The organism is Allokutzneria multivorans, assembly GCF_039537405.1.
GTDB lineage: Bacteria > Actinomycetota > Actinomycetes > Mycobacteriales > Pseudonocardiaceae > Allokutzneria > Allokutzneria multivorans.
Window position 1 is genome coordinate 328,012 of sequence record NZ_BAABAL010000004.1, and the last position, 15,706, is coordinate 343,717.

At 70.1% G+C, this 15,706-nt stretch carries 17 protein-coding genes; 7 read left to right on the forward strand and 10 right to left on the reverse strand.

Features of this window, described 5'->3' with window-relative positions:
* The first annotated feature begins 1 nt into the window (after position 1).
* On the forward strand, positions 2 to 1,258 hold the full coding sequence (locus ABD798_RS03685; protein WP_344871048.1) for a M20 family metallo-hydrolase: 1,257 nt from the start codon (positions 2 to 4) through the stop codon (positions 1,256 to 1,258).
* Between the two features lie 73 nt (positions 1,259 to 1,331).
* On the opposite strand, the gene ABD798_RS03690 is transcribed toward ABD798_RS03685, so the two are convergent.
* Both ABD798_RS03690 and ABD798_RS03695 read right to left on the reverse strand, forming a co-directional pair.
* The gene (locus ABD798_RS03690; protein WP_344871049.1) at positions 1,332 to 1,829 is read right to left on the reverse strand and encodes a GNAT family N-acetyltransferase; all 498 of its coding nucleotides are present in this window, start codon (positions 1,827 to 1,829) and stop codon (positions 1,332 to 1,334) included.
* Positions 1,830 to 1,838: 9 nt separating this feature from the next.
* Positions 1,839 to 2,756 (reverse strand): AraC family transcriptional regulator, encoded by a 918-nt coding sequence (locus ABD798_RS03695; protein WP_344871051.1) that lies wholly within the window; start codon positions 2,754 to 2,756, stop codon positions 1,839 to 1,841.
* A 76-nt stretch (positions 2,757 to 2,832) separates the two neighbouring features.
* On the opposite strand from ABD798_RS03695, the gene ABD798_RS03700 reads away from it, so the two are divergent.
* Positions 2,833 to 3,741: an NAD-dependent epimerase/dehydratase family protein gene (locus ABD798_RS03700; RefSeq protein WP_344871052.1), complete on the forward strand. Its 909-nt coding sequence runs from the start codon at positions 2,833 to 2,835 to the stop codon at positions 3,739 to 3,741.
* Here the strand turns inward: ABD798_RS03700 and ABD798_RS03705 are convergent.
* The gene (locus ABD798_RS03705) at positions 3,730 to 4,179 is read right to left on the reverse strand and encodes a MarR family winged helix-turn-helix transcriptional regulator (RefSeq protein ID WP_344871053.1); all 450 of its coding nucleotides are present in this window, start codon (positions 4,177 to 4,179) and stop codon (positions 3,730 to 3,732) included. The genes ABD798_RS03700 and ABD798_RS03705 overlap by 12 nt on opposite strands.
* Before the next feature lie 55 nt (positions 4,180 to 4,234).
* Between ABD798_RS03705 and ABD798_RS03710 the strand changes: the two genes are divergently transcribed.
* Positions 4,235 to 5,290 (forward strand): GNAT family N-acetyltransferase, encoded by a 1,056-nt coding sequence (locus ABD798_RS03710; RefSeq protein ID WP_344871054.1) that lies wholly within the window; start codon positions 4,235 to 4,237, stop codon positions 5,288 to 5,290.
* Here the strand turns inward: ABD798_RS03710 and ABD798_RS03715 are convergent.
* Positions 5,241 to 5,855, reverse strand: a complete 615-nt coding sequence (locus ABD798_RS03715) for a glyoxalase (RefSeq protein ID WP_344871055.1) — start codon at positions 5,853 to 5,855, stop codon at positions 5,241 to 5,243. The genes ABD798_RS03710 and ABD798_RS03715 overlap by 50 nt on opposite strands.
* Positions 5,856 to 5,939: 84 nt before the next feature.
* On the opposite strand from ABD798_RS03715, the gene ABD798_RS03720 reads away from it, so the two are divergent.
* Together ABD798_RS03720 and ABD798_RS03725 are read left to right on the forward strand one after the other, a co-directional pair.
* Positions 5,940 to 6,395: a hypothetical protein gene (locus ABD798_RS03720; protein WP_344871056.1), complete on the forward strand. Its 456-nt coding sequence runs from the start codon at positions 5,940 to 5,942 to the stop codon at positions 6,393 to 6,395.
* Positions 6,396 to 6,629: 234 nt separating this feature from the next.
* A complete protein-coding gene (locus ABD798_RS03725; protein WP_344871058.1) occupies positions 6,630 to 7,262 on the forward strand; it encodes a GGDEF domain-containing protein in 633 nt (210 codons plus the stop codon).
* Positions 7,263 to 7,326: 64 nt separating this feature from the next.
* Here the strand turns inward: ABD798_RS03725 and ABD798_RS03730 are convergent, their stop codons facing one another.
* Genes ABD798_RS03730 through ABD798_RS03755 form a run of 6 tightly spaced genes read right to left on the reverse strand, consistent with a single transcriptional unit; the run spans position 7,327 to position 14,242 of the window.
* Positions 7,327 to 8,634 (reverse strand): FAD-binding oxidoreductase, encoded by a 1,308-nt coding sequence (locus ABD798_RS03730; protein ID WP_344871059.1) that lies wholly within the window; start codon positions 8,632 to 8,634, stop codon positions 7,327 to 7,329.
* The gene (locus ABD798_RS03735; protein WP_344871060.1) at positions 8,631 to 9,797 is read right to left on the reverse strand and encodes an ABC transporter substrate-binding protein; all 1,167 of its coding nucleotides are present in this window, start codon (positions 9,795 to 9,797) and stop codon (positions 8,631 to 8,633) included. The genes ABD798_RS03730 and ABD798_RS03735 overlap by 4 nt, the downstream gene beginning before the upstream one ends.
* An 8-nt stretch (positions 9,798 to 9,805) precedes the next feature.
* Complete coding sequence (locus ABD798_RS03740; protein WP_344871061.1) at positions 9,806 to 10,597, reverse strand: ABC transporter permease; 792 nt, start codon at positions 10,595 to 10,597, stop codon at positions 9,806 to 9,808.
* A complete protein-coding gene (locus ABD798_RS03745; protein ID WP_344871089.1) occupies positions 10,594 to 11,319 on the reverse strand; it encodes an ABC transporter ATP-binding protein in 726 nt (241 codons plus the stop codon). Before ABD798_RS03745 ends, ABD798_RS03740 begins: the two co-directional genes overlap by 4 nt.
* Before the next feature lie 2 nt (positions 11,320 to 11,321).
* Positions 11,322 to 12,584: an amidohydrolase family protein gene (locus ABD798_RS03750; RefSeq protein ID WP_344871062.1), complete on the reverse strand. Its 1,263-nt coding sequence runs from the start codon at positions 12,582 to 12,584 to the stop codon at positions 11,322 to 11,324.
* The gene (locus ABD798_RS03755; RefSeq protein ID WP_344871063.1) at positions 12,581 to 14,242 is read right to left on the reverse strand and encodes an NsdA family TPR-like regulatory protein; all 1,662 of its coding nucleotides are present in this window, start codon (positions 14,240 to 14,242) and stop codon (positions 12,581 to 12,583) included. Before ABD798_RS03755 ends, ABD798_RS03750 begins: the two co-directional genes overlap by 4 nt.
* Positions 14,243 to 14,778: 536 nt before the next feature.
* Here ABD798_RS03755 and ABD798_RS03760 point away from each other — a divergent pair.
* Both ABD798_RS03760 and ABD798_RS03765 read left to right on the forward strand, forming a co-directional pair.
* Positions 14,779 to 14,997, forward strand: a complete 219-nt coding sequence (locus ABD798_RS03760; RefSeq protein WP_344871064.1) for a hypothetical protein — start codon at positions 14,779 to 14,781, stop codon at positions 14,995 to 14,997.
* A gap of 374 nt (positions 14,998 to 15,371) precedes the next feature.
* Positions 15,372 to 15,575, forward strand: a complete 204-nt coding sequence (locus ABD798_RS03765; RefSeq protein ID WP_344871065.1) for a cold-shock protein — start codon at positions 15,372 to 15,374, stop codon at positions 15,573 to 15,575.
* The last annotated feature ends 131 nt before the right edge of the window (positions 15,576 to 15,706 follow it).

The following is a 15,706-nucleotide window of genomic DNA, read 5'->3' on the forward strand; positions in this document are numbered from 1 at the left end:
GATGCTCATCGAGATCGACGGCGACCGGCTATGGGACTCCCTGATGAAGCTCGCCGAAATCGGTGCGTACGAGGACCCGAGCACCGGCCTGCGCGGCGTGAACCGGCAGTCCCTCACCGACGAGGACGCGGCGGGTCGGCGGCTGCTCGTGTCGTGGTTCACCGACGCCGGGCTGAGCGTGCGCGTCGACCGCATGGGCAACATCTTCGGGCGCCGCGAGGGCACCGATCCGACCGCCGCGCCCGTCATGGCCGCGTCGCACATCGACAGCGTCGCCACCGCCGGGGCCTTCGACGGCTGTCTTGGCGTGCTCGGCGCGCTGGAGATCGTCCGCACCCTCAACGAGCGCGGCATCACCACCCACCGCCCCATCGAGATCGCCGCGTTCACCGAGGAGGAAGGCGTCCGCTTCGGCACCGACATGCTCGGCAGCGCGGTGGCCGCTGGACGGATTTCCTTGGAGCAGGCCCGTGATCTGACCGACCAGGACGGGCTGCGCTTCGGCGATGAGCTGGACCGGATCGGCTTCCTCGGTCCGCACGAAGTCCGGTTGAGCCCGCCGCACGCCTACGTGGAGTGCCACATCGAGCAGGGGCCGGTGCTCGCCGACGCCGGTGTGCCGCTCGGCGTGGTCACCGGCGTGCAAGCCATCTCGTGGCAGAAGATCACCGTCCGAGGCCGTGCCGCGCACGCGGGAACCACGCCCACCGAGCTGCGCGTGGACGCGGGCCTGGCCGCCGCGCAGATCGTGTGCTGGGTTCGCGAGATGGTCGACTCCGGGGACTACGGCCGACTGCGCGGCACCGTCGGGCACCTGCGCACTTCGCCGGGGCTGCCCAGTGTCGTGCCGGATCTGGCCGAGCTGACCGTGGACCTGCGCAACCCCGACGACGAGCACATGATCAGGGCTGAGCGCGACCTCGCCGAGTTCCTGGAGTCGCTGTGCGAGCACCAGCCCGGCCTCCGGATCACCGCCGAGCGCATGGCCAGGACCCGGCACGTGCCCTTCGACGAGGGCGTGCAGAAGACGATCGCCCAAGCCGTCGAGGACCACGGGCTCGACCACCTCTCGCTGATGTCCGGCGCGGGTCACGACGCGCAGGAGATCGCGGCCATCGCGCCGACCGCCATGATCTTCGTGCGCGGTCAGTACGACGGCATCAGCCACAACCCGCGCGAGTACTCCACGCCCGAGGACTGCGCGCGGGGGATCACCGTCCTGGCCACCACGGTGCTGCGCCTGGCGGATCAACGCTGAGTTGACGTACCCAATGTGGCATTTGTTACGTCAGACGAAACAAATGTCACATTGGGTACGTAATTGTTGGGCCTCAGTGCGTGGTCTGAGCCCAGTAGCGGCGCACGGGGCCGTGTTCGGTGTCGCGGATGGTCTCGAAGACTCCGCCTGCGCGCTCGATCGTCTTGGCGGAGGCGGTGTTGTCGGTGGCGCAGACGATGAGAACGCGGGAGATGCCGTGCGCCCGCGCCTCGTCGAGCACCAGGCGCAGCGCCCACGACGCCAGGCCACGCCGTCGCGCGCTCGGGATCACGCCGAAACCGATGTGCCCGGCCCACCGAACGTAGTCGGTGTCCTTGTGCCGCAAAGCGATCCCGCCGAGCACGCGCCCGTTCTCAACGATCCACCAGTAGGAGATCTGGTCGGATTCGCTGTCCAGTCGAGCTACCCAGGCGGCGAATCCGGCGGGCGAGCGCACCTCGTCCTCCGACTCCAGTCCGAAGCCGTCCTCGTGCGGTCCCGGCCCCCACTCCTCATGTGCGTCGAGCCAGGCTCCGTGCAGGTCCGTTGTGGGCGATATCAGTTGCGGCACAAAGAAATTCTATCGGCCCGACGGTGCCGAGCGATACCTTCCGGGAGCCACTTCGTAGGCTCGCTTGAAGGCTTTCGCGAAGGCGTACTCCGAGCCGTAGCCACAGCTCTCGGCGATGGCGCGCAACGATTTCGTGCTGTCGCGGAGCATGCGCGCGGCGGTGGTCATCCGCCACCACGTCAGGTACGCGAGCGGGGTGTCACCGACGATCGCGGTGAAGCGCTTGGCGAAGGCCGCCCGCGACAACCCGGCCCGCTCGGCGAGCGTGGCGACGGTCCACGGCTGCTCCGGGTGGCGGTGGATCTGGCGCAGCGCGGCGGTGATCGCCGGATCACGCAGCGCGCTGGCCCACCCGGCGCGCTCGGCGGGCTGGTCGTCCAACCACGCGCGCAGCACGTACAGCAGCAGCATGTCGACCAGCGCGGGCAACGCCGCCTCGGTCCCGGCGCGCGGATCGCGCAGTTCGTTGCCGAGGAGTTCGACCGCGCTGCGCAACGACGAGTGATTCCCGACCTCCGGCTTCAGGTGAACGAAGGCGGGGAGGTCCGCGAGCAGCGGGTGCGGGCGCGCGGGGTCGAAGGTGTAGTTGGCGCACAGCAGCTCGGTCACCACGCCGGAGCCGTCGATGCGCATCTCGTCCAGCGGCGCGGACTCAGTGGCCAGCGGCGCGAAGTCGGTCAGCGGGCTGTCGGGGTGATCAGCGAGCGCGTAACCGTTGCCGTGCGGGGTGAAGAGCACGTCGCCGACGGTGAGCGCGACCGGATCGCTCTCCGCCGACAACAGCCAGCACGAGCCCGACAGCACGACGTGACACCCGGCGGCCTGGCCCGGGTGGAAGCGGACTCCCCACGGCGCCCGGCTCGACGTCCGCGCGGCTCCCGGCCGACCGAGCCGCATGGCGATCAGCACGTCACTGAGCACGTCCATGGTGAAAGACTCTAGGACATCATTTGCGGATCATGAGCTATTCAGAGTCTTCACAATGCGACTTAGCGTTCACGGTATGACATCTCACGTAGTGGTCGGCGCCGGACCGACCGGCACGGCGACGGCCCTGAAGCTCGCGAACTCCGGCGATGACGTCGTGGTAATCACCCGGCGCGGGACCGGGCCGGAGCACCCCGCGATCACCCTCGTGGCCGCCGACGCCTCGGACGCCGACAAGCTGACCGCGCTGACCACCGAAGCCGCGACCCTGATCAATTGCGCGATGCCGTCGTACGACCGCTGGGCGGAGGAGACGCCCGCCCTCTCCGACGCGTTGATCACGGCCGCTGAGCGCACTGGCGCCGCCTACCTCAACCTCAGCAACTGCTACGCGTACGGCCCGGTCGACGGTCCGCTCCGGGAAGACCTGCCGTTGCGGCCCACCACGGTGAAGGGGCGCGTGCGGGCGCGGATGTTCCTCGACGGGCTCGCCGCGCACGAGGCGGGACGGCTGCGCTTCGCCGAAGTCCGGCCCGGCGACTACCTCGGCGTCGGCGCGGGCGCGATGTTCAACTTCCTCATCGGGCCGCAGGTCCTGGCTGGGGAGAAGGTCGTGTTCCCCGCAGACCTCGACGTGCCGCACAGCTGGACCTACACCGGCGATGTCGCGAGCACCCTCGTCGCGGTGGCGCGCTCGGAGCGCTCGTGGGGCCGCGCCTGGCACACCCCGCAGACCTCGGACGCGTCCGTGCGGGAGATCGCGACGCGCTTCGCCGAGGTGGCCGGGCGTGCCGTGCCCGCGATCCGCGAGATGACTCCGCTGGAGCTGCACACCGCCGCGCTCGCCGACCCGATCATGGCTGAGGGCTTGGAGATGCAGTACCTCTACCAGCGCCCGGCCGTCGTCGACTTCGCACACAGCGCCGACGTTCTCGGCATCGCGGCGACGTCGCTGGAGGAGGTGCTGGCCGAGTCAGTCGGCTAGGTCGGCGACCCTGGCCGACAACGTGCCCAGAACGGCCAGCTCCTCCGGGCTGAGGTGGTCGAGGAAGCGGGAGCGCACCGACGCGAGGTGGTGCGGTGCCGCTTCCTCCAGCACTCGGAAACCGTTGTCCGTCAGGCGAAGCACGCATCCGCGCGCGTCCTGCGGATCGGGCTCCTTCTCGATCAGGCCGCGCGCCTCCATGCGGGAGGCGTGGTGGGACAACCGGCTGCGCGACCACTCCATCTTGGCGGCGAGGTCCTTGAGCGCGCGTCGGCGATCCGGCTTCTCCGACAGCGTGCTCAGCACCTCGTAGTCCGCCGAGGAGAGCCTCGAGTCCGCGGCCAGGTCACGGCCGATCCGCGCGGGCAGCGCCGTCAGCAGGCGCCGGAAAGCACGCCACGCCTTGTCCTCGTCATCGCTCAACCAGGCCGTGTCCACCGCGTCAGCCTAGCTTCATTGACATGTCATCGAAACCCCAGTTATGTTCGATGACATGTCAACGAAACTTCTCGTGCTCGTCGCCAGCACCCGTCCTGGGCGCATCGGGCCCGCCATCGCCGAGTGGTTCGTGCGCGCCATCGCTTCCGAGCCCGTGACCGTCGATGTCGCCGACCTCGCCGAGATCGGGTTGCCGTTGCTGGACGAGCCCGGTCATCCGTCATCGGGCGAGTACGTCCACGAACACACCCGCGCGTGGAGCCGCCGCGTGGACGCGGCCGACGCCGTCGTCGTGATCACCCCCGAGTACAACTCCGGGATGCCCGCGACGTTGAAGAACGCCTTCGACGTGCTCTACCGCGAGTGGGCGTGGAAGCCGATCGGGTTTGTCGGCTACGGCAACACTTCCGCGGGCACGCGCGCCGTGCAGATGGCCAAGCAGGTCGCGACCAGCCTGCGCATGGTGCCCGTCGGCGCGACCGTCGCGCTGCGCTTGGCCGAGAGCACCCGCGACGGCCAGGTCATCCCGTCCGCCGACCGCGACGCCGCAGCGCGAGGGGTGCTGCGTGAGGTCGCCAAGGTGGCCCGGGTGACGCGGCCCCTGCGCTCCCGCGAGACCCCCGGCCCGGTCGACGGTGTGGTGCTGACCGTCGCCGAGTCGGAGGACCTTCCTGAACTCCTTGTGCTGCAACGGTGTTGTTGGGTTCAGGAGGCCTTGGCCAACGAGACGCTCGACCTCGCGCCACTGCGGGAGAGCTTGGTGGAGCTGCGTGCGAGCGGCTCGACCTGGCAGCAGTGGTGCGTGCGCAGGGACGGCCGCCTCATCGCCGCCGCCAGGGCTCGCAGGGCCGGAACGGCCTGGGAGATCGGCCGCCTCATGGTCGCCCCCGACCAGGCCGGTCAGGGCATCGGCTCCTGGCTGCTCGCCCACGTCGAAGCGCAGGCTCCGGAGGGCACCACCCACCACCGCCTGCACACCGGCCGCCGCAGCACCCGCAACATCGAGCTCTACGAACGCGCCGGGTACACGGTCGCTCCGGCAGACGAGATGAGCGTTTCCCTTACGCGACCACGCGACTCGGCTCCCACACAAAGCCGTCCGGGTCGGTGAAGGCACCGCCGCTGACCGTGATCCGGTGTGAACCAGTGCCCTCCGCGTCGACCCCCGCCGTCTTCGCGAGCGCGCGGCGGCGGTAGAGGCCGAGGGTGATCGGACCCGATCCGCTGACGAACTCCGCGTAGTTCCGGCCGAAGCTCCTCGCCACCGTCAGGCCGTGCTCGACGTAGAACCGCTTGCTGGCGGCCACATCCTGCACGCCGAGCAGCAGCACGATGCTCTGGATGCGCCTCGTCGCCGGGCCCGTGTCCTTCTTCGCCGAGGTCGCGATCTTCCAGAGCGTGCCGTCCGGGGCGCGCACCACGCCGCCGTAGCCCCAGAACGACTTCTCCACCGGCTTCACCGTCGTCGCCCCCGCCCGCAGCGCCGAGTCGACCAGGCTGGCGACGTCGGCGGGCTGGGCCACGGTGAGCGAGAGCGTGAAGCCCCGGAACCCGCTCGTGGGCTCGTCCGACGCTCGCAGGCCGATCTGCCCGTCGAGGCCGAACGCGTTGGTGTAGAACAGCTTCGCGGCCTCGGGGTCGGCCACGTCAAGGGTGATGGATTCGATGCTCGCCATGCCTGAGACGCTAGGTCCGCCCCCGCCCCGCCCGCTTCTCGATTCCTGACCAGTCCGCGAACCGGGGCGGATTAGGGTGTGGGGATGAGCTTTCACCTCTGTGAGAACGGGATCGTCCACCGGCGCACGACCCTGCACGGGTACTCCGCGATCGTCATGGTGGAGTCCTGGGTGGACGGTCGGTGGGTGCTCGTGCGCGGAGTGCCGCGCGGCTCCACGGAGATCGCCGAGGACGCGGCGCGCGAACGGGTGGGCGGCGACGAGCCGAGTCGGTTCTCCGAGCCGTTGGAAGGGGGCGGCGGGCTGGACGCTCGCGTGAAGCAGTTGAACGAGATGATCGAGGCGACGGTGACGTGGCTGCGCGCGAGCGCGGTGGGCTCGGACGCCGAGTTCGCCTGGGCCAGCCCGGGGTCCTGGGATCGCGAGTACGAGATGGACGCGCAGGAGGCCATGCGCGGCGCTGCGGAGCTGATCGACCGGATGCTCACGCAGCGCGACACGATCTTGTTCCGCAACGCCAACCGGCCCGCTCCGGACTGAGCTCCCGCCGTGTGAGATTTGCACTTCGCAACGCGACTACGGTCAGTTACGCGGCGATTTCCGAGCGCCGCGCGCCCTCCGCGTGGACGCCGTGGGAGGACCACCCCGGCGTTGCTGGGGTAAACCCTGCGGCCGAAGCGAAGAACATGCAGCTCACAGCATGGGGAAGCGGGGTAATCGGCCGAGGGGAGTCGGAGGTACGCCCCGGCAGGCAGGGGCGCGAACCTGGATCACATGCACCGGCAGCAGCACGACAGGGGAGCGACCACCGTTCGCGGCCATGAACTCGGCGTGACCGAGGTGGAGCGCAACGGGCACGGGAAGCCGCGCTGTCACGCCTGCGGGCAGCCGGTCGGCTTCTGGGCCACCGACAAGCTGACCGGTCTGCTCGACCGCTGGGGCTGGGACGAGCAGGCGCCGAGCGCGCTGGCCCGCTCCGCCGAGCGCGGGCACGGCTCCGCGCTGCTGGTGATCGACTTCGACCACTTCAAACAGGTCAACGACCTGCACGGGCACCTCGCGGGCGACGCCGTGCTGACCGCCATGGGCAAGGTGCTGCTGGAGAGCACCCGCTCCGGGGACGTGGTGAGCAGGCTCGGCGGCGACGAGTTCGCCGTGCTGATGCCGGAGACCACCCTGGACGAGGCCATGGCGGTCGCTGAACGCGTCGGCGCGGCGGTGCGCGGACTGAGCGTGCTGATCCCGTTGGGGCTCACCGGAACCACCATCGGACGGCACTCCGCCTCCATCGGCTTGGCGGCCTCCCCCGAGCACGGGCGGGAGCTGCGCGATCTGTTGTTGCGCGCGGACTCCGCACTGCTGGCGGCCAAGCGCCGGGGGCGGGACCAGGTCCGGATCGCCGACTGAGGCCGTCCGCCCACGGCCTCGTTGCCCTGGTCGGCGATCCGGACTGGTCCTTCCCGCGACCGCACTAGCGCGGTGGCAGCTTCCCCGGGTTCAGCAGTCCCTCCGGGTCGAAGCGGGCCGCCGCCTCGCGGATCTCGTCGAGATTGTCGTTGTGCAGCAACCACGTGTGCGGGTCGTGCACGTCGACGCCCACGGCGTTGAGCCCCTCGATCCCCGCGTACAACCGCTCCTCGCCGTCGAAGCGGCACAGCAGCATGCCGACGAGCCCGCGCCCGTCGACGCCCGCTGAGCGGTCCACGCGGAAACCGTCCATGTGCAGCAACGTCTCCGGCAGCACTGCGCGCACGTCGTCGGGCCGCGAGGTCAGCCCGGGACCGTAGACCTGGAGGTGGCACAGCTCCGGGCGGGCCTTGCGGGCGCGGTGCGTGACGTGGTTGAACGACAACGACGCCAGGTACGCGGCCCCCTTGTCCCGCACCGCGTCCACGGTCCCGCCGTGCGAGGCCACCGTCGCGCTCGCGGAGGTCACGCACGAGCGGTCGACGACGGCGCGAACGCTGAAGCGCCCCTCCGGGATGGCCTTGTCCTTCGGGAAGGTCGCCAGCACTCCGGGCTCGTCGATGGACAGGATGCGCGGAGCCGGGTCGAGCCGCAGCAGCTCGTGCGCTGCCGCCAGGGCGGCCGTCTCCTCGGCGAAGGAGGCGAACACCCCGATCCAGTCCCTGCGCGGCACCAGGGTCACGGTCGCGGTCGCGATCACCCCGGTCACGCCGTACGCGTGGATGTGCGGAGCGCACTGCCCACTCTCGACGGTGATCAGCGCGCCCTCGTCGGTGCACGGCGCGATGTCCATGGCGTGCACGTACTCGTCCCAGGTGTAGCCGTTCTCGACCGAGCCCGTTCCGCCGGAGCCGCCCGCGATGAAGCCCGCGATCGCGCTGCCCACGGTGGAGGGCATGATCGCGATCTCCTGGCCGTCGCGCCGCGCGGCCGTCTCGATCGCGGCCAGCGACACCCCGGCCTCCGCACGGACCCATCCCGGGCCCATGTCGAGGATGCGCGCGCACCGGCTCGTGTCGATGACGAGCCCGTCCCGCAACGGGATTCCCTGGCCGTAGTTGCCGGTGCCCTGCCCGCGCGGAGTGACCGGCACGCGGTGCTCGTGCGCGAGCCGCACGGTGCCCGCGATCTGCTCGGGCGTGCTCGGGTAAGCCACCACGTCGGCGAGCCCGGCGGGCAACCGAGCGGCGAGGATCGGCGACATGTGCGCCCAGTCCGTGGAGGCGACGCGGCGGGCGGTGGCGTCGATCGACACCGCCTCCGTGCCTAAGAGGTCCTCCAGGTCGGCGATGAGCGCGGCGAGACCGGTCACGGCTTCATGCCGATGGCCGGGTCGATGAACTCGTTGGTGGCGATGTCCTCGACGGTGAGCTTCTGCGGCATGGGCTTGCGCTGGGCGACCGCGATCGGCGAGACCACGTCGATCATCCGCTGCACCCGTTCGGCCTGGAAGTCACCGATCGTCGCGTTGTGCCCGTTGCCCGCGATCTTCAGCTTCAGCAGCTGCTCGGTGCTGAACGCGGCCTGCTCGGCGGTGTAGGCGACGCCGGCGCGGTACTTGCGGGCCACGTCCACGATGAGCTTGTTCACGGCCTCGGGCGAGCGCAGGTAGTCGACCTGGGCCTTCTGCACCATCGGCACGAGCTTCTTCAAGCACGGCGCCAGTTCGGCCTTGCGGTTGGAGCGGACGGACAGCGCCTCCGGGTAGAGCGGGAACCCGGCATCGTGCAGCAACTGGAACTTCACCGGCTTGCGCCACTGCGCCAGCTGCTTCTCGTACAGGAACGGCTCCATCGTGGCGAAGCCCTGCTGTGCCACCGCGCCGCCGGAGGCCACGAACGCGGCGGGGGAGCCGTCGTAGCTGCCGTCGACCTGGCTGCGCTTGAGGGTTCCCGAGCCGGTCAGGAAGTCCATCATCGTCGCCGAGGAGTAGTAGAGCACCTTGGCGTCGGTGCGCCCGATGTCGGCGATGGTGCTGATGGCAGGGTGCTTCTGCGGGTCCCACATGATCATGTGCGGGCCGATGTCCAGCGGTGCGACCACTCCGATGGTCGGTTGCGTGCCCGCGAGCATCGCGGCCTCGTCGGTGCTGATCTGCCCGAGGGTGATCGTGGGGTCCTGGTACAGCAACGAGGTCACGGTCTGGAAGCCGATCACCGGACCGCCCGCGCGGACCTCCAGCTTCACCCCGGTGTCGGCGCCGCCGGTGACCAGGCGCCCGGTGACCCGCTTGCGGTCGGTGTCGATCACCGGGTCCGGGCCCAGCAACTGGTAGCTCGCGCCGTGCTCGGCCTGAGGGGTCCAGTCGGTCTGGAGCACGACGGTGTCCGGGCAGACGCCCTTGAGCACCTGGTCACCCGTTGCCGAGGACAGCTGCGCGGGCGCCTTGTCCGGCGTGCCACCGCAGGCCGAGAGCGCCAGCGCGGCCACGAGCCCGCCCGCCGCGTACCTCAGTGTGTTGCCGCCCCTGTACATCCGACTCCTCACGTTCGCGGTTCGCGCACGGACTCGTGCCACGACCCCACCACTCGTCCTGCCAGAAAACCGAAGAACCAGAACACGGCGATGCCCAGCGCGGAGGCCAGCAGCACCGCGGCGAACATCTGCTCCGACTGCAACCGCGAGCGGTACAGGTCGATGAGGATGCCGATGCCGGGCTCGCCCTGCTTGAAGAAGAAGTCGCCGACCACCGCGCCGATCACCGACAGCCCCGCCGAGATCCGCAGGCCGGTGAAGATCGACGGCAGCGCGGCCGGGAACTGGAGCTTCCACAGCGTCTTCCAGCGCCCGGCGCCGTGCAGCCTGAACAGGTCCAGCTGCGCGCTGGTGACCGAGCGCAGCCCGAAGAGCGTGTTGGCGATCAACGGGAACAGCGCGATCAGCACGCACACCAGCACCCGGCTGCCGAAGCCGAAACCGAACCAGAAACCGAACAGCGGCACCAGGGCCAGCACCGGGATCGTCTGCAGCAGCACCGCGTACGGGTAGAGCGAGCGCTCGACCCACTTCGCCTGGCTCATCGCCACCGCCAGGCTCACCGCGACCACGAACGCCACCACCAGGCCCACGAGCGCGACCTGGGCGGAGAGCGCGAGCGCGGTCAGCAGCTCCGCGAGGTTGTCCGGATCACCGAAGCCGATCACCAGCACGTCGTGCGGCAGCGGCATCAGGAACCGTTCCTGGTCGCTGAGCAGCAGCAGGCTCGCGGCGTACCAGAGACCGACGGCGGCGAGGAAAACCGCGACCGGCGGTGCGAATCTGCGGGCCAGGATCACCCGGCACCTCCGCGAAGGCAGGCCGAGATCTTCCCGGCGAGGTGGGTGAACTCGTCCTCGAAGCGCAGTTCGGGGGAGCGCGGGTGGGCGAAGGGCACCGCGAAGTCGCCGATCACCCGGCCTGGGCGGTCGGAGAGCACGAGCACGCGCGTGGACAGGTAGAGGGCCTCGGTCACCGAGTGCGTCACCATCAGCCCGGCGAACCCGCGCAGGGTGAACAGCCGCAACAGCTCATCGCCCAGTCGCTGCCTGGTGATCTCGTCGAGCGCGCCGAAGGGCTCGTCGAAGAGGAACAGCTCCGGCTCCACCGTGAGCGAGCGCGCCAGCGACACGCGCATCCGCATCCCGCCGGAGAGCTGACCGGGACGGTGACCGGCGAAGTCCTTGAGCCCCACCAGCTCGATCGCCTCGTCCGCGCGCCCGCGGCGTTCCTGCTCCGGCAGGTCCTTCAGCTCCGCCAGAAGCTCCACATTGGACTGAACGGTGCGCCACGGCAGCAGTGTCGCGTCCTGGAAGACGTAGCCGACGCGCTCGGTCTCACGCCGCACCGCGCCTTCGCTGGCATCGCTGAGCCCGGCGGCGATGCGCAGCAGGCTGGTCTTGCCGCAGCCGGAAGGGCCGACGACGCTGACGAACTCGCCGGGGGCGACGTCCAGGTCGATGTCCGCCAGCGCGGTGGTGCCGTCGGCGAAGCGCTTGCCGACGCCGGTGAAGCCGAGCATGGTCACGCCTGTTCTCCGGAAACAGAAGGGAATTCGTGGGTCAGCGTGGTGCGACTGACCACGCGCCCCCGGTGGATCACGATCCGCTCGGCGCTGGCCCTGGCGACGGCGTCGCCGACCCCGTTGGCGCGAATCGCCAGCAGTTCGGCAGGAAACCCTTGCCGCACTTGGACTTCGGGTAGCCCCATCGCGGCGCGGGCGCCGGAGCTGACCGCGTCGTAGGCCGCGCGCGGGCTCAGATGCCCCGCCGAGACCAGCAGTGCGGCGGCCTCCAGAGGATCACCTCGGCCGATCGGGTTGAACGGGTCCTGCACGTTGTCGCCGCCGCCCGCGACCGTCACCCCGGCTGCCAGCAGTTCGCGCAGCGCGGTGAGCCCGCGCGCCGGAGCGCCGGTGTGCTCGCGGCTCTGGAGACCGAGGTTGGTCTGCGGCAGGCAGATCACCGAAATGCCAGCTGCGGCAACGCTTTCCGCCACGCGCGCGGCGACCTCCGGCGGCTGCATGCCCAGGCTCACGCAGTGGCTGGCCGCCGCCCCGTGCGCGAACCCGGTCTCCTTGACCAGCTCGGCGAAGTGCTCCAGGTAGAGCACGTCGGGGTCAGTTGTCTCGTCGGTGTGCAGGTCCACCGGCACGCCGAACTCGTCGGCGATCGCCAGGCACACGCGGTGGCACTCCCGCGGATCCGGGTCCGCGTAGGGGAAAGCCCCGACCGCGTCCGCGCCCATCTCCACCGAGGTCCGCATCAGCGCCCGGTTCTCCGCCCCCGCTTCGCCGCTGAGCGGCACATCGACGAACGCGACGAGCTGGAGGTCCAGCCGGTGCTTCAACGCCTCGCGGACCTCTAGCAGCGCCTTGAGGCAGCGCAGTCCGGCGACTCCGCCCACGTCGACGTGCGTGCGGATCGCGGTGGCACCGCTGGTCAGCGACATCAGCGCGGCTTCGGTGGCGCGCCGGACGATGTCCTCGTGCTCCATGGAGGGGCTGAACCCGCGCCACAGCTCGATCGCGGTCACCAGGTCGCCCGCCGGGTTCTCCACCCGCTCCGTGGTCAGCGCCTTGTCCAGGTGGGCGTGCGGCTCGGCGGGCGCGGGCAGCAGCAGGTAGCCGCTCAGCTCGAGCGCCTCCGGCCAGCCGGTCAGCGACCCGGCCGGGCCGACCTCGGCGATCTTCCCGCCCCGCAGGCCCACGTCGGCCGTCGCACCGTCGGCCAATCGCACACCGCGCAGCAGCAGGCTCGTCTCCACGCGCGTGGACTCCTCTGTCATGTCCTGATCGTCGGCTGTCGGGGCGACAGTCCCAAGTGGACGAGGCGCTCGTCGAACTGCTTCACCTCTGGCGAACGCGCCCACGGCTGGAGACTGCGGCGGACGTCGAACATCCACTCGCCGACCCGGACCGAGCTGTGCCCGGCCACGATCTCGGCGATCTCCTCCAGCACCCGCACCGCCTCGGGGATCTCCTTCTGCAGCACCAACGCCTTCGCCCGGTCGATCAACCGGAAGCCCCGGTTGCGCACGAGGTCCGGCGCGGTCAGCTCCAGCGCGCTCTCCGAGGCCTGCAACGCGCGCTTGGACTGGTTCAGCCGCACCCAGGACCCCGCCTGGAAGCCCACGCTGAAGCCCCGGTCCACGAAGTACAGGTACTCCGGGTCGTCGTCGGCGAGCCGGTCCGGCAGCAGGCTCTCCACCCGGTTCAGCGCCCGGCTGGTGGCGATCTCCTGGCCGTCGGTGGAGTAGCCCCACGCCGCCATCTGCTCGGCGTAGGTGGCCAGCAGCGCGCTGCCGGACTGGGCCGCCCAGCCGCGCGCGGCGAAGACGTGGTCCAGCGCCTTGGGGATCTGCTCGCGGAAGATCGCCATGTGCGCCAGGCAGCAGTGGATGAAGGTGATCGTCCGGACGTCCTTGATCGCGTGCGCCGCGGCCAGCCCCTCCCTGAAGTAGCGGTCGGCGGCGGGGTAGCGGCCCACGTCGTAGAGCAGCCACCCGGCCAGCTGCGACAGCTCCGCGTAGACCTGCACGAGGTCGCGCTCCAGCGCTGAGCGGGACACCCCGTCCAGCATCTCGCCGACCACCGAGCGGTATCGCAGCACGGCCTTGAGCACCGGCTCCGGGCCCTTGGAGTCGTCGAGGTGGCGGCACATCCCGGTGACGTTCTTGAAGATCTCGATGGTCGAGGCGTCCGGCCGGTGCGTGGAGAAGGTGGCCGTGGCCAGGCGCTCGCGCTCCTCCAGCCGCAGCTTGCGGACCACGGGCAGCCCGGAGACGCCGCCGAAGACCTGGGCCAGCCGGAACAGCGTCTCCTGGCGACCCGGGTCCGGTTCGGTCCTGGTGACCGCGCGGAACAGCTCGAAGGACTCGTCGCGGGTCGGCACCAGCAGCTGGTCCAGCCCGTTCACCGGTTCCGGGGCCGGGATGTCCAGCGCGTCGGTGAACCGCCTCGGCTGTTCCGCCGAGGTGGAGGTGGACGCGGGCGGTGCGGCGGGGCGAGCCCGGTTCTGGTCGAGGTGGCTGAAGTCCGCGGCGTCGATCGCGGCCTGGTCCTCGGCGCTGTAGCTGGCGTAGGTCGCGTCGGTGAGGAGCGCGCGGGCGGCGGCGCAGTACATGCGCGCCAGCACCGGCAGCACCCACATCGAAGGGCGGCGTCCGCCGTCCGGCCACATCTCGTAGTCGTAGAGGCGTTGTACGCGCAGCGTCGCCGTCGCGGCGGGGTCGAGCCGGTTGAACTCGTCGACCACGTGCGCCGCGCTGCGGTTGTGCGCGAGGCGGTACAGGCGCAACGGGCCGACCTGATTGTCGAATGCGAGCACGTCGACGATCTGTGCCCAGGAAAACCCTTTCTCGCGGAGATTCTTCGCGCGCGACTGAGCGCGCGCGGTGTCGTTGTTGCCGTTGTTCTGGCTAGCCGCGACCACGAGAACCGACACCTCCCGCTCCTCCCGGCCGTGGCTGTGTCCGGCGCACATCCTCTCGGGTGCGGACGTGCACGGGCCACGGTGCGGTCACCGCTGAGTGGAATTGGGGTAAACGGAGCGCCCGTGTGCACGGTACGCGCAGATCACAGCCGTGCCGACCGGGGTAGTCCTCGGATGATCGTCGGGGGTATGCCGTACGGCCCCGGCCCGCCATCCTGGTCGTGGTGCCCGTGCGACCAGCGCGGACGCGCGTGGTCGCCTCGGCCCCCTCGGGGGGCTCGGACATCAGTACGGACGGGTGCATGTGGTTGAACACTTGCCTTTTCGGCTTGCCCGGTTTTCGGCCGGTGATGACGATACCGGTCCCGGGGTGCGGTGTCTTTCCTCCGGTGGTCGGCTGAGCCGCCATGGCTGAGCACGCCGGTTTGCTCCTCTTCTGCCTGGCGATTGTCGCAGTAGTGGGTTCGTCCGAATGGTGGCATCGAAAATGTGAGAGAAGGACCGGACTGCTCTGCCTGTTGTGCGGGCTGCTTCGACTTCTTGAAAATGTGCTGCTCGGAACCGGGCAGTCCACGAGGTGGGCGCGCCGGGCCGACTCCGAGCCCGACGACGTGTGGCACGCCGTGACCAACGCGGGCCGCCGCTACGCGCGCATGTGCTGCGGAGCCGCCCTGCACGACGTCGACGTGGACGTCGTCACCCGCCGCCCGCGCGGCCGCAAGTGCTCGCGCTGCGCCGAACGCGTCACCACCGTCGGCCGCCGCTAGCTCCTCGCGCAGTTCCGGGGATCACGGCTCCGTCCGTGCGCGCCGGGCTGTGCGCTGCGCCGTAATCGGTCGACCGGAAACGGTCTCGTGGCTCGGGAAACTGCCGCCCGCACCGCGTAGAACCCTTGCTACGAGGGAAAACGGGCGTCCGTTGACGGTCGGGCGCGCTTTCGTCTCGCTTGACGTCGTGTCATGAGCGTGCTGTACTGTTTTTGGTTGAAGGTTTTTGTGTCGTCTTTTTTCTGGCGCTCGCAGGGATTTTTGAGCGAGCGTGTCAGAGTGTCTCGGGTTTCCCGAATTCCACCCTCCGCGCGCTTGCGCCCGGCCCGCTCGGTCGAGCGGCGCCGCAGTTCGACGCGATGGGATTCAGCGACATGACTCAGGGCACCGTGAAGTGGTTCAACGCCGACAAGGGTTTCGGCTTCATCACCCCCGACGACGGCGGCAGCGACGTCTTCGTCCACTTCTCCGAGATCAACGCGGGCGGCTACCGCAGCCTCGACGAGAACGCCCGGGTGCAGTTCGAGATCACCCAGGGCAACCGCGGCCCCCAGGCCACCGGCGTCAGCCTCGTCTGACCCCGCACTCCGCACGACGGGCGCCCGCCACCCCGGCAGGCGCCCGTCGTCGTACCCGGGGTACCGCGGTCTTCAAGTACAGCGAACCCCCCTCGCAGCGGTCGCTAACCGCCGCAAACCCCGCGTCCTGT

Bases quoted from the DNA above. Each gene is read 5' to 3' on its own strand.
- ABD798_RS03715 (WP_344871055.1), bottom strand. From the start codon at position 5,855: ATGGCGAGCATCGAATCCATCACCCTTGACGTGGCCGACCCCGAGGCC.
- ABD798_RS03695 (WP_344871051.1), bottom strand. From the start codon at position 2,756: ATGGACGTGCTCAGTGACGTGCTGATCGCCATGCGGCTCGGTCGGCCG.
- ABD798_RS03750 (WP_344871062.1), bottom strand. From the start codon at position 12,584: ATGACAGAGGAGTCCACGCGCGTGGAGACGAGCCTGCTGCTGCGCGGT.
- ABD798_RS03725 (WP_344871058.1), top strand. From the start codon at position 6,630: ATGCACCGGCAGCAGCACGACAGGGGAGCGACCACCGTTCGCGGCCAT.
- ABD798_RS03735 (WP_344871060.1), bottom strand. From the start codon at position 9,797: ATGTACAGGGGCGGCAACACACTGAGGTACGCGGCGGGCGGGCTCGTG.
- ABD798_RS03700 (WP_344871052.1), top strand. From the start codon at position 2,833: ATGACATCTCACGTAGTGGTCGGCGCCGGACCGACCGGCACGGCGACG.
- ABD798_RS03765 (WP_344871065.1), top strand. From the start codon at position 15,372: ATGACTCAGGGCACCGTGAAGTGGTTCAACGCCGACAAGGGTTTCGGC.
- ABD798_RS03720 (WP_344871056.1), top strand. From the start codon at position 5,940: ATGAGCTTTCACCTCTGTGAGAACGGGATCGTCCACCGGCGCACGACC.
- ABD798_RS03745 (WP_344871089.1), bottom strand. From the start codon at position 11,319: ATGCTCGGCTTCACCGGCGTCGGCAAGCGCTTCGCCGACGGCACCACC.
- ABD798_RS03710 (WP_344871054.1), top strand. From the start codon at position 4,235: ATGTCAACGAAACTTCTCGTGCTCGTCGCCAGCACCCGTCCTGGGCGC.
- ABD798_RS03685 (WP_344871048.1), top strand. From the start codon at position 2: ATGCTCATCGAGATCGACGGCGACCGGCTATGGGACTCCCTGATGAAG.